The organism is Sphingomonas sp. AP4-R1, assembly GCF_013113735.1.
Classification (GTDB): Bacteria; Pseudomonadota; Alphaproteobacteria; order Sphingomonadales; family Sphingomonadaceae; genus Sphingomonas_I.
In genome coordinates this window covers 2,520,855-2,533,732 of sequence record NZ_CP053346.1, presented here as the reverse complement: position 1 = coordinate 2,533,732, position 12,878 = coordinate 2,520,855, and the positions used below count along the sequence as shown (strand labels likewise).

7 protein-coding genes are annotated in these 12,878 nt (G+C 64.0%); all 7 read right to left on the bottom strand.

Annotated elements, in window-relative coordinates; all coding sequences use genetic code 11:
- Positions 1 to 42: 42 nt before the first annotated feature.
- The 7 genes from HL653_RS11785 to pyk all read right to left on the bottom strand — a co-directional run bounded on the left by HL653_RS11785 (position 43) and on the right by pyk (position 12,606).
- Positions 43 to 933, bottom strand: a complete 891-nt coding sequence (locus tag HL653_RS11785; RefSeq protein ID WP_216599987.1) for an FCD domain-containing protein — start codon at positions 931 to 933, stop codon at positions 43 to 45.
- Positions 930 to 3,104, bottom strand: coding sequence for an alpha-amylase family protein (locus HL653_RS11780; protein ID WP_171744681.1), 2,175 nt, complete (start codon positions 3,102 to 3,104; stop codon positions 930 to 932). Before HL653_RS11780 ends, HL653_RS11785 begins: the two co-directional genes overlap by 4 nt.
- Before the next feature lie 47 nt (positions 3,105 to 3,151).
- On the bottom strand, positions 3,152 to 4,111 hold the full coding sequence (locus tag HL653_RS11775) for a 2-hydroxy-3-oxopropionate reductase (protein ID WP_253718056.1): 960 nt from the start codon (positions 4,109 to 4,111) through the stop codon (positions 3,152 to 3,154).
- Complete coding sequence (locus HL653_RS11770; RefSeq protein ID WP_171744680.1) at positions 4,065 to 6,836, bottom strand: TonB-dependent receptor; 2,772 nt, start codon at positions 6,834 to 6,836, stop codon at positions 4,065 to 4,067. The genes HL653_RS11775 and HL653_RS11770 overlap by 47 nt, the downstream gene beginning before the upstream one ends.
- Before the next feature lie 247 nt (positions 6,837 to 7,083).
- Positions 7,084 to 9,969, bottom strand: coding sequence for a TonB-dependent siderophore receptor (locus HL653_RS11765; RefSeq protein WP_171744679.1), 2,886 nt, complete (start codon positions 9,967 to 9,969; stop codon positions 7,084 to 7,086).
- Positions 9,970 to 10,033: 64 nt separating this feature from the next.
- Positions 10,034 to 10,858, bottom strand: a complete 825-nt coding sequence (locus HL653_RS11760) for a cyclase family protein (RefSeq protein ID WP_171744678.1) — start codon at positions 10,856 to 10,858, stop codon at positions 10,034 to 10,036.
- Between the two features lie 314 nt (positions 10,859 to 11,172).
- Entirely contained in the window at positions 11,173 to 12,606 is a 1,434-nt protein-coding gene (pyk, locus tag HL653_RS11755) for a pyruvate kinase (RefSeq protein ID WP_253718054.1), read from the bottom strand.
- Positions 12,607 to 12,878: the final 272 nt, after the last annotated feature.

The following is a 12,878-nucleotide window of genomic DNA, read 5'->3' as shown; positions in this document are numbered from 1 at the left end:
CGGCGGTGCGACACAGTCGCGGGCGGAGCGCCAGACGAACGATCAGGCCGGAGCGACACTGCTCCGGGGCTTGCGTGACGCCACGAGATCGTTGCGCGCGAGCCGACGGATGGAGGCCTCCAGCCGCCGCTCGGCCTCATAGATGTCGCGCTGGGTCCGCATCGCGGTCGTCATGTGCAGCGATGCCGCGCGGCGCGCGCCATCAGCATCGCGCGCCATGATGGCGGTGTAGATCGCCTCGTGCTCGTGGAGCTGACTGTCCTTCTGCGTGCGATGCTCGTACAGATTCTTGCGGTTGAGATAGACGTTCGAGCGCAACATTCCCTCGATGCCGCGCATGAAATGCAGCATCATCAAGTTGTGGCTCGCTTCGTAGATCGAGAAGTGGAACTCCGCGTCCGTCTTGGCGATCGCATCCACATTTTGGTCTTCGTGCGCGGCGGCCATCGCCTCGAAACAGGCACGGATCGTTTCGCGGTCCACATCCGTCGCGCGATCGGCGGCAAAGGCGGCGGCCTCGGCCTCGACGACGGACCGCAGCTCGAGGCAGTCGAACCGCGCCTCGGGCACGTCCATTAGCATCACCAGAGGATCGCGCAGACTCCTGCCGATATCCTCGCTCACATAAGCCACGCCCTGCGCGTTGGTGGTCAGCAGGCCGAGCGCGATGAGCTTGTCGAGCGCCTCGCGCAATGACGGGCGCGAAACGTCCAGCTTGGCCGAAAGCTCGCGCTCCGAAAGCAGCCGCTCGCCCGGATGCAGCGAGCCTTCGAGGATCATCTGCTGCACATGTTCGGCGATGGCGTCGGCGAGCTTGGCCGGCCTGATCGAGTTGCTGTTTCCGGGCGGCGCCGTTCTGCGATCCATGGCCGGGATATAGCCACTCTTGCCGCTCCTCGGAAGAGAGCCGATCGCGTCGCGGCCCGTGTTCATGCCGGTAGCAGGACCGCCTCGAACGCACCGAGTGGGGGCAGATCATACCATGTCATGTCGCCTTCCTGCCGGCCGGCGAGCGCGGTGCCGCCGACGAGAGAGCGTGCCTGCCCGTTCGCCGCCCCGCGCACGCCGACGCGCAGCCCGGAAATCTGCGGCGGTACATCGTATCGGCCGTTGCGCTGCCCCGCATAGTTGACGACGTGGATCAGCGTGGCCCCATCGGCGGCGCGCGTCAGCTGCATGACCTCGACAGGTCCGTTCCCGGCGAGAGTCACGCGCTGGGGCGCTCCGTAGCGCACGATCAGCCCTGCAATGAGCTGCTGGTGCACGGGCAGTCCGTCGCGATAATAATTCCACTCGATCAGCCAGGGAATATGGACCGCATGCCCCTTGCCGAAGGGCATGAGTGAAACACCCGGGCTCTTGCGGATCGGAGCATTCGGGATCGCATAGCTGAACTCCGGCGGGCCGAAGCGTTGGTCGGGGGCGAAGGCCAGAAGGTTCGTCGCCTTCGGCTTGATCGGACCGCCGAAATAGATGCTGTCGAGCGGCACTCGCCCGACGAGCCCAAGATTACTCTTGGTGGCGAGCGGATCGAGCGACCAGCCCTCGCATTTTTCGGGTGTCCCGTAGCTTTCCAACGGAAAGCAGGCGAGCGGGATCGCCGACGCCGTGTTGCCCTTGGCATCGAAAGCGCCCGGCATGCCCGACAGGATCAGCAGGCCACCCGCCTCCACGAAAGCATCGAGCGCCTTTGCCTCGGCGGGGGAGAGCATCATGACGTTTGGCATCAGGATCACATCGAACAGCCCGGAAAGCTTCGTTGTGCCATCCGCAACCCGCGCGTCGCTCACCACCTGAAACGGAATGCGGGAATCGACGAGAGCGCTATAAGCCCCCTTGAAGGTCGTCGCCTGATAGGATCGGTAAGGCGTAAGCCCTGCCAGCCGATCGGTCGCCGCCGACTGATAGAGGCCGACGCGCGCGCTTTGCGTCATTCCGACATAATGCGCGCTGTTCGCCGCCTCCCATTTGTAAAGCTGCGAGAGCGGCGGGAGATAGGTCTGGTCGTCCTGATCGGCGAGCGAGCCCATCAGGTATAGATCCAGCTTCGCGCCCACGCCCAGCATCTGCGCAAAGCGGACCTGATGATAGGCGGCCGTCTCTGTCACCTGCCGCCAAGGATAATCGACATGCGCGGCCGACGTGGAAGACCATGGCTTGCCCGGCGCGCGCGCCATCGCGACGCGACACTGCTCGCCCGATTGATAGGCCCATTCGGGCGCGGGCCGATCGATGCGCCGCTGCACCTCACCACGCCCTACCACTTCCTGCCCGTCGAAGCGCGTAATCGGCGTGCCTGGAATGAGCGGCTTCGCGAAGGCGGAGATCTTGTCGGCGAGCGCCCCGGCCGTTCGCCCCTGAAATTCCAGATAGTCGCGCCAGGCCGGATCGGAGAAATTGTCTACCTTGGGGAGATCGCGGCCGTACATCTCGCGGAACACGCGCTTGCAATTGGCGCAGACGCAGATGCCGTGGTTGACGTTTGAATAGTCCGTCTGCGGATAGCCGGTCATGTTGAAGAACACGCCGTCCGCATCCTTGAAGCGCGTCAGCCCTTCCTCGAGGATCTTGAAGCCATAATCCTGTGCCCAGCCGCCATTGGGACACGCCTGATAGGTCCCCTCATATTCGCGCGGCTTGCCGGTGCGGTTAAGCATGAACCAGTCCGGATGCGCATCATAGACCGGCTTCATCGCCTTAGAGAGATCGAAGCGGCCGATATAAGCCAGGCCCTCGGCGTGCGCGGCGTCAATCATCCGCCGCGCGAAATCGCCCTTCAGGTACGGCGTCTTATACTGATATTCTAGGCTGGTCGGGTAAAAGGCGACGATCCCGCCAATGTTCGACACGATAACGTTGCCGCCGAATTCCCTGACCGCCTTCGCGATCTCACGCGGGTCTTCGCGCGCATCGATCTCGCGCAGATTGGTTTGGATGATCCGATAATCCTGCGTCCACCAGCGCTTGCGATCAAACCCGCTGGCACCGTTTGCGGCTTGCGCGACGGCGGCCGCAGCACCGCCCCCGATCGCCAGCCCCGTCAGCGTGAGCCCCTGCAGCACGGTGCGCCGCGTCGGCTGCCCGGATTGTCCGTCGTCGATCATCTCGTTCCCCTCTCACGCCGATATCGTTGGATGTGGCTCACACCGGCTCAGCTTTCCGGCGCGACCTTGTGATTGGCCAGCGCCTCCAGCGCACGAACCATCGCCGAATGGTCCCACTCCGCGCCGCCCTGCGCCGCACAGGCACTGAACAGCTGCTGGGCGGAGGCGGTGTTCGGCAGGGCCATCTGCAACGCCTTCGCGCTCGACAGAGCGAGGTTGAGGTCCTTTTGGTGCAACCCGATGCGGAAGCCCGGTGCGAAGGTCCGGTCAATCATCCGCTTTCCATGCACTTCCAGCACGCGCGAGGCGGCGAAGCCGCCCATCAGCGCTTCGCGTACTTTGACCGGATCGGCGCCCGCCTTGGACGCGAACAGCAAAGCCTCAGCGACCGCCTCGATATTCAGCGCAACGATGATCTGGTTGGCGACCTTCGCTACCTGCCCCGCACCGACATCGCCAACATGGGTGATGTTCTTGCCCATCAGTTCGAACAGCGGCCGGACTTTCACGAAGCTCTCCGCCGCGGCACCGCACATGATCGTCAGGCTGGCCGCCTTTGCGCCCACCTCCCCGCCGGAGACCGGCGCGTCGACATAATCGCCACCCAGCGCCTCGATCCGCCCGGCGAAGCCTTTTGTGGCGATCGGATCGATCGAACTCATGTCGATCACGCAGCCGCCCGGCTGCACACCCGCCGCAACGCCGTCCTCGCCGAACAACACGCGCTCCACGTCCGGCGTATCGGGCAGCATCAGGATCACGACGTCGGATCGCGCCGCCACTTCGCGCGCCGAGCAGCAAGCCATCGCGCCGCCTTGCATTAGCTCCGACGGCAGCGGCGAGCGGTGCTGCACCAGCAGCAGTTCGTGCCCGCCTGCCTGAAGATGGCCCGCCATGGGCCGCCCCATGATGCCGACGCCGATGAATCCGATCTTCATGTCATCTCCTCGATGTGGATCGTCAGAATTTGAAGCGCGCGCCGATGCCGACCACGCGTCCGCGCAGATCGTAGAATTGCGAGGATGCCGCCGCCGCGACCGTAATCGTATTGTTGGCGAGCAGCGGCGGATCGGTGTCGAACAGATTTTCGACCTTGGCATATATCTGGAGATTGTCCGTGACGTCGTAATTCACAGAGAGGTCAGTATAGAGGTAGGCCGGATAATGGTTCTTATCGAGATCAAGCACTCCGTAGCTATTGTCGTACTTGCCCGGCCCGATATAGTTGAAGAGCGCACGGAAATTGAGCGGCCCCTGCATATAGCTGAGCGTCGTCGAGGCGCGCCACTTCGGTGTCGCATAGGTGCCGGTGAGCTGCCCGGCCGTATTGACGTTGCCACCCGTGGTGGAGGTGATGAGTTTCGGCACATAGCTCGCCACCGTCCGCAGGCCGATCTCTCCAGGGCCGACCGGCACGCGATACTGAAGCTCCAGATCCACGCCACGCGTCTTCAGCGTCTGCGCGTTGAAAGCCGTGACGCGGACCAGGGAAATCGCGCCGGAAGCGTCCCGATCAATGCCCGCGCAGAAGGTCTGGTCGCCGCGTCCGCAGCGATCGACCACCTCCTGCGCCAGCGGCACGGTCAGCGCATCACGCAGCACGATATCGAAATAGTCGGCCGAAAGCTGAAGGCGAGGAATGAAGGAAGGCTGCAGCACCACGCCGAAGGTGAGGGTGTGCGCGACCTCGGGCTTCAGGTTCGGATTGCCGCCCGCGAGCGTGTTCACGTTGGTGGCGCGGTTGTTGAGATAATCGATCACGGCATTGCCCGCGCGCAGCGATGAGGCCGAAAAGAGATCGTCGATCTTGGGCGCGCGGAAATCCTTTGAATAGGTTCCGCGGAAGCGGATGTCGCGGATCACAGCCCAGTTCAGGCCAGCCTTCCACACGAACGTGGACCCGCTTGTGCTGTAATCGACGAAGCGCCCCGCCAGATCGAGGTCCAGCGTCTCAGCAATCACCGATTCCTTGGCGAGCGGAACGCCCAATTCGCCATAGATTTCGCGAACCGTCAGCTTACCGCGATAGGATCCGAACGTGCCCTGCCGCCAGCCGTTGATATCGGAAATCGGATCCGACTTGTTGTTGACCCGATCGTGGCGATATTCGACGCCGGTGGCCAGCTTGATCGGCCCCGCCCAGGTCGAGCCCAGATCGCCAGTGACGCCGGCGCTCCAATTGAGACTGCGCGAATAGGAACGCTGCATCGAGGTGCCGGTCACATATTTGACCACCTCGGGCGTCAGCGAATTGAGGCCGAAGACATTGGCTGGGACGCAGCCGTTGCCGGGCGCGCTCAGCGTCGAACGGCAGACCGGCTGCCCGTTCGGGCCCGTCACCGCATCCAGCGCCAGATTCCAATTGATGTTGTTGCGGTTGAAATCGCCGCGCTGCTCGGCCCGCGCCCAGCTGTACGCGGCGTCCGCATTCCACTTCCACTGGCCAAACAGCCCGCCGTTCAGCCCGCCGCCCACGCGATTATAATCGTTGGTCGTGGTGTTGTAGTTGATCCCCGTTTCGGGGTTAATGCGGCCGACACGGATCGTCTGGAGGTTGTTGGCGACCATCGCCGCCAAGATATTGGCCGGCAGGTAAGCGTAATCGCGGCGGATGGTGATGTCGCCGTTGTTGTAGTTCCAGTTGTTGGTCGCCTCGTTGCGCGAGTGTGTGCCGAGATAGTCGAGCCGGGCATGAATGTCGTCGGTTAGGTCGTAGGTGACGCGACTAAAGCCACTATACTGCTCGCGCCGCACGCCGATCAGCGCGAAATCGGGCTGCGGCATCAGCCCGTCACCACCCTGCATCCAGACGGCGCCCACGTTCGTGCCCTGCTGGAATAGGCTTTGTGCGCCGTTCTGCCCGAACTGAATATTGCGCAGCGCCCCGGCCGTGGTGATGACGCCGCCCAGAGTCATCGAAGAGAAGCGCGCATTGGGCACGATCAGCTGGCGAAACTGGCCGTTCGTCGGCGTGTAAGCCGCGTTGGGAACGAGCGTATAGCCTTGGCTGCCCCAGTCGCGCTGCCCCTGATAGGCGATGTTCGGCGTCTTCTGATACGATCCCGAGGCGATGAAGCGCCCGCGCCCGCCGCCGAAGCTTCCGCCATACAGCAGGCTCGCCGAATAGGTGGCGAGGTCGCCATGCGTCGACTGGCTGTACTGGGCGTCAATCTTGCCGCCATCCAGTGAATTGTTGAGGATGATGTTGACCACGCCGGTCACGGCGTCCGATCCATACACGGAGGATGCGCCCGCCGTCACGATCTCCATGCGCGAGATGAGCGGTGCCGGGATAACGTTAAGGTCGAAGCCGCCCACGGGACTCGAATCCATCATCCGCTGCCCGTCGAGCAGCACCAGCGTGCGCGTGGAGCCCAGCGAGCGCATGTTGAAATTGCTGACACCAATATTGCGCCCGCTGCCGACCGTCTGGTTCGGCCGCAGCGTAGGAATGTCGCGAAGCAGATCAATCGCGCTGGTCGGCGCCTTTTGCTCCAGCTGGGCGGACGAGATCGCCGTGATCGGCGTCGGCGTCTGGAAGGTGCTGCGCGCGATGCGGCTGCCCGTCACCACGATATCGGCGGCGGCTGCCTCGGTCGGCGCCGCAGGCTGGGCGATGGCTTCGGGCGCCGGCTGCGGCGGCGCCTCGGCCGCTTGTGCCCACAGCGGATCGCAAAGCACCATCATGCTGGCGCCAGCCAGCAGCATTTTCGTGCGGGACAGGTTACCCACTACCCCCTCCTCCAACTTATATCTATCATTTCCGGTCACACCGGGGTGCTTTTGGATATGTATTCTAACCAAAGATTGCAACGCGCAAATCTTCCGACCTAACCACTTTGTTTGGCGACCCCGAGCGCTGGGTCCGACGCTGCGAAAGTTCGCTACGCTGGACCATGGCGGCAATAGACAGGCCTACGCTGGCCCCGTCCAAAGACGAAGCCTGCCGCGATCCGTCATTCAGCCTTTTGCGAGAGGCTCAGAAACCGACCTTCACGCCAGCCGTTAAATAGGTGCCGATAATGTCGTAGATGCTACGCGCGGTCGGGATGTTGAGGCCCGGCACCGGGCTGATTAGGAACAGCCGCCCTTTCTGGTTGAATACGTTGTTCACCGTCACATACACCTGCATGCCCTTCGGCTGCGTCCCGCCGATGTCCACCGAAAGGTTGAGATCAGTATAATAGGTCGATTTCACCTTGTTGTTCACATATTGGAAGATGTCCGAGATGTGGAATGCACCAACATAGCGTTCCTGCACGCCCACCGAGACGCCGTGCAGCGCATAGCTCACGTTCATCGTGCCGCGCCATTTGGGCATGGGCAGCGGATAGAAGCCCTGGATAAAATCGGCATTGCCCGCATATTGCCGCTCGGGCAGCACGGTAGAATTCTGCTGGCGATAGCTGATCAGCCGCGTCGCGAGCAGGCGCGCCATGAACGCCCCGCCGGCAACCTCGCCGCGATAGCTGCCTTCCAGATCCAGCCCGCTCGTCTGCGTCCGGGCGAGGTTGAGATTCTGGAGCCGGATTTCGGTCGGGAAGTTCGCCGCCGTGCGGTTGTCGAAGCCGAACGGCCGGATCACCTGCGCGCAGAGCGGGCTCGTGCCGTTGCTCTGCTCGCAGAAATCGGCGAGCTGGATGTAGGTGAAGGGCTGCGAGATCGCGTCCTTGATCTTGATATTGTAGTAATCGACCGAGAAATTGAACCCGCGCAGGAAGCTCGGGCTGAGCACCGCGCCGATCGTATAGGTCGTCGCCACCTCCGGCTGCAGATCGCGATTGCCCGACGAGATCACGTTGACCGTCTGGCTGAGCCCGGTGTGGAGATCGGTGAGCGGGCTGGTCGTCTGCTGGCGGCCCGCGAACAGTTCGAACAGCGAAGGCGCGCGGATGTCGCGCGAGAGCGTGGCGCGCAGGCGGATGTCCGGGATCGGCTGATAGGTTGTGCCGACCTTCCAGGTCGTGACCGAGCCCGACGTGCTGTAGTCGGTCAGGCGCACCGCGCCGTTCAGGTCGAGCGATCCGATCGCCGAATCCTTGGCGAGCGGCACGTCGACCTCGCCGAACACTTCCTTCACGTTGTACGAGCCCTTGGCGAAGCCGACATTCACCGACTGGAACTGGTTGGTACTCGTCACGCCGCGCAGGCCGGTGAAGTCCACCGCGGTCGCCGGATTGCTGTTGCTGGTCTGGTTCAGCGTCTGGCGGCGATATTCGACACCGAACGCCACGCCGACCGGCCCCGCCCACAGCGAGAAGGGCTCGCCCGAGATCGAGAGCGCGCCGAGGTCCATCTTGTTGTCCGCGTTCCACGTCGAATAGCGCCGCACCCAGTTCTGCGCTTCGACCGACGAACTGCCAACGCCGATGATGTTGAGCGGCACGCAGCCCGGATACAGCGTGGGGTTGGTGACCGTCACGCGGCAGACGATCTGCCCGGCCCCGTTCCGCACCGCATCCACCGCCGCATAGAAACGCTGGTTGTCGATCCCAAGCGACTTGGTGCGGAACGACGACTTGCCGTGCGTATAGTAAGCATTCCAGTGGAAGCCAGCGATCTTACCTTCCAGCCCGGCATTGATCACCGTGTTGCGACTTTTCTGGCTCTGGTCGTTGAGCGACCATTCAGCGAAGGGCCGCCCGACGACGAAGCTCTGCGTCGAGCCCAGCGCCGCACGCACGCCGTCCGTCAGATAGGCATTGTCGCGGAACACCATCGCGCCCTGCCCGATCGTGCCGGGTGTGCCGTTCTTGTCCGCATTCGCGCCGGTATTGTAGCTGACCTCGGCGAACGCGGTCAGATCATCGGCCAGCTCATATTGCGCGCGGCCGAAGAGCTGGACCGTCTCCAGCGTCGGCACGCCGGTGCGGCTGACCGACGGATTCACGATGCCGTCGCCGCCCACGCCGTAGCCCGGCCGCCCGGCGAGCGTCGTGCCCTTGGTGAAGGGCGCGGTCTGGCCGTTGGGCAGGAATTGAAGTCCTGCAAGCGGCCCGTCGACGATATAACCGCCATAGGCCTGCGCATTGTTGTGGATGCCGCCGATATAATAATAGGGCGCCGCAGCCGTCCCCAGACCCGCGATCGTGAAGGCTGATTCCGTATTCTGGCCCGACGAGGTGAAGCGCGACGAGCGATCGGTCACGCCGTTCGCGTGATAGAATTCGGCGCTCCCGATCACGTGCAGCCGATCGTCCATCAGGCTGATCCCGCCGGCCGCGCCCGCCTTATACGATCCGTTGTCGCCGTAGGTGGAAAGGCCACCCTGCACGTTCAGCTTCAGGCCGGTGAACTTCTTGTTCATGATGAAATTGACGACGCCCGACACCGCATCCGATCCGTAGGCCGCGGACGCGCCGCCGGTGACGACCTCGACACGATCCACCAGCATCTGCGGTATCAGATTGGCGTCGGTCGCGCCGTTGCTGCTCGTCGGTGGCAGGCGCTTGCCGTCCTCCAGGATCAGCACGCGCTGCGGCCCCAGCGCGCGGATATCGAGATAATTGCCCGATCGCACCCGCGAAGCGCCCGTATCGGCCTGCGCGGCGGCGCTGATCGATCCCTGGAACTGCGGCAACTGGTTCAACGCGTCGGGCACGTTGCTGGGCGCGGTCTTGGTCAGCTGGTCGGTCGAGACGACCGTAACCGGTGTGGGCGCATTGTAGCCGGATCGGACGATGCGCGATCCGGTGACGACGATATCCTCGGCGGCGGCGGGCGTGGGTGCCTCGCTCTCGGCCGGCGTCGCGGTTGAGGACCCCACAGCCGGCGGCGTTTCCGCCTGCTGAGCCAAAGCCGGCGCGCTCAGCGCCAGCATCGATGCGCTGCCGAGGCAAAGCGCCGAGAGGGTAATCCGGTTCATGACATTCTCCCTGTTTTGTTTATTTGGTTCGTCGATGGGTAAGATCGGGCCGCGCCGCTTGCTCTTAGCTCCCTGCGAACATCGCGATCGCGCGGATCGGCACGCCTGTCGCCTCCGCGATCGGCGCTGCGCCCACGATCAGAAGCGCGCCGCTTGCCGGCACCGCGTCCAGATTGGTCAGCCCCTCGATGCCCCAGCGCCCGCTCCGCAGCCATTCCTGATGGACGGGGTAAGCCGGCCCGTTGGTCCCCTGGTCGATCGACATGGCATCCACCGCTATGCCCTTCACCTCGCGCTGCGCGATCAGGAATTTGCACGCCTCGGGCGAAAAGCCTGGGCTGCCGCGCCCGCTGCCCTTCGCCACCTCCTGCATCCGCGCGAGCGGATCGTAGCCGCTGTTGATCGCGATGCAGCCGCCCTTGGGCAGCGGCCCGTGCGCCTTTTCCCAGGCGAGGATGTCGTCGGGCGTCAGCCCCGCATCGGGATCAACCTTGGAGCGCGCGCGAAGGTCGATCATCACCAGCGGCACGATCAGGTCGCTCAGCGGGATCTCGCCGACGCTCTTGCCGTCGCTGGCGAAGTGGCGCGGCACATCGATATGCGTGCCCGTATGCTCGACGAGCATCAGCCGGTTGAGGTTCATACCCACTGCGAGACCCGATCCGATGATCGGGTCCATCGCGATGCGAGGCCGGGCGGGCATCCAATTGAAAGCGGTCGTCAGCGCGTGTGTCAGGTCAAGAAAGCGGAGCGTACGGCCCGCCAGCGTCGCGCTCGCGGTGCCGCCCCCGATAACTGCCGCGCCGGATGACTCCGCGATCACCGCGGCGGCCGTCGCCAGCATGGCCCCAGAAAGCAAGGCTCGGCGTCCCATTTCGCTGTCAGACATGCCGATGTATCCTCTCTTCCGCCCGCCATTGAGGCGAGTCGTATCATATGGTATAATAATCTTACCGGAAATAAGTGCGGTCAATCGGATTGTTGCGCTCGTGTAAACGTGCGTTTCGAACAGCCCGCCCGTATGCCGTGGGCGGGGTGAAGACGATTACAAAGCGGAGCGAACGGCCGCCGGTTCGTCTAGCCGTCCAGGCGCGCCTGGCCCTCAGTAGCCGCGATAGACGAAGCGCAGGCTCGCATCCCGGCCGTTCACGCCCTTGAATCGCGACGTGCGATCGGCGCCACGGCGCGAACCGCGTCTGCAGGTTAAGCTACCGGGAGACGCAGCACATGGATCATGTTTGTGGATCCCGGCATCCGGAACGGAACACCCGCCACCAGAACCACCCGATCTCCCGCCACAGCGATCCCGCTTTTCAGCGCAACCGCCGCCGCGCGGGTAGACATCTCCTCGAAGGAATTCACGTCTAGCGTATGTACGGCGTGGGATCCCCACAGGATGCCGAGCCTCCGCGCGACATCGATATCTGGTGTCAGGACGAGGATCGGCGCACCCGGCCGCTCGCGCGCCACGCGCCGTGCGGTCAGGCCCGAGGCCGTGAAGCACAGGATCGCCTTCGCGCCCACGGTCGCGGCGATCGTCTTCGCCGCCTCGGCCAAGGCGTCCGCCGTCGTGGGATCGGGCCGCAGGGAGGTGAAGTGGACCCTATCCCCGTGATATGGATCGAGCTCCACGGATCGGCCGATCGCGTCCATCATCGCGACCGATTCCACGGGCCAGTCTCCCGCCGCGCTTTCCGCCGAGAGCATGATCACGTCTGCACCGTCATAGATGGCGGTCGCCACGTCCGACACCTCGGCTCGCGTCGGCGAAGGCGATTTGATCATCGATTCCAGCATCTGTGTCGCGACCACCACCGGCCGCCCCATGCGCCGCGCCGTCTCGACGATCCTCTTCTGAAGCGGCGGCACCGATTCCGGCGGCAGCTCGACACCCAGGTCACCCCGCGCCACCATCACGGCATCGCACGCCTCGACGATTTCCTCGAGGCGATCGATCGCGGCAGGCTTCTCGATCTTCGCCAGCAACGCCGCGCGCCCGGCGATCAGCTTGCGCGCCTCGGCGAGATCCTCCGGCCGCTGGACGAACGATAGGGCGATCCAGTCCACTCCTACATCGCACGCAAAAGCGAGATCCAACCGATCCTTGTCCGTCAGCGCCGCCATCGGCAGCACCACGTCGGGCACGTTCAGCCCCTTGTTGTTGCTAAGCGCCCCACCGACCTCCACGCGCGTGACCATGTGATCAGCGTCGTGCGCGAGCACCCGCAGCATGATCTTGCCATCGTCCAGCAGCAGCCGCGCGCCGATCTGTATCCCCTCGAAGATCTCGCGATGCGGGACGTGCACGCGGATCGCGTCGCCGGGCGCCGGGTCTCGATCAAGCCGGAAGATCGCGCCGGTCTCCAGCAGTGCCAGCCCCTCGGCGAAGCGTCCGACACGCAGTTTGGGACCCTGTAGATCGGCGAGGATCGTCGTCGGCCGCCCAAAGCGCCTCTCCAAATCGCGGATCGCGCCGATCAGGTCGACCTTCGCCGCCTGATCGCCATGGCTCATGTTGAGACGGAAGGCGTCCGCCCCGGCCTCGAACAGGCGGCCGATCGTATCAGGCGTGGCGCTTGCGGGCCCGAGCGTTGCCAGCACCCGCACCTGGCGCGACCGGAGGATGCGGCGACTGATGGGCGTCGCCTCTGGGAACCCGTCGTCGCACCGACCGTGACGTAAGCGCGGATCAGCAGGGACGCCTTGCGCGCTCAGAGATGGCGCGCCAGAGCGCTGGTCGCGAGCAGCCGACACTTCCATCATATCTCCCCTGTCCCCGCCGCCTTCGCCGCGGTCATTCACGTTAATTGGTCTAATAATCTTACCGATTGTCGGGAGCGTCAATCAGATTGTTGTTTGATTTCCGATCGGACTCGTAACGGAACAGCCGATGAATAGCGGAGCACTCG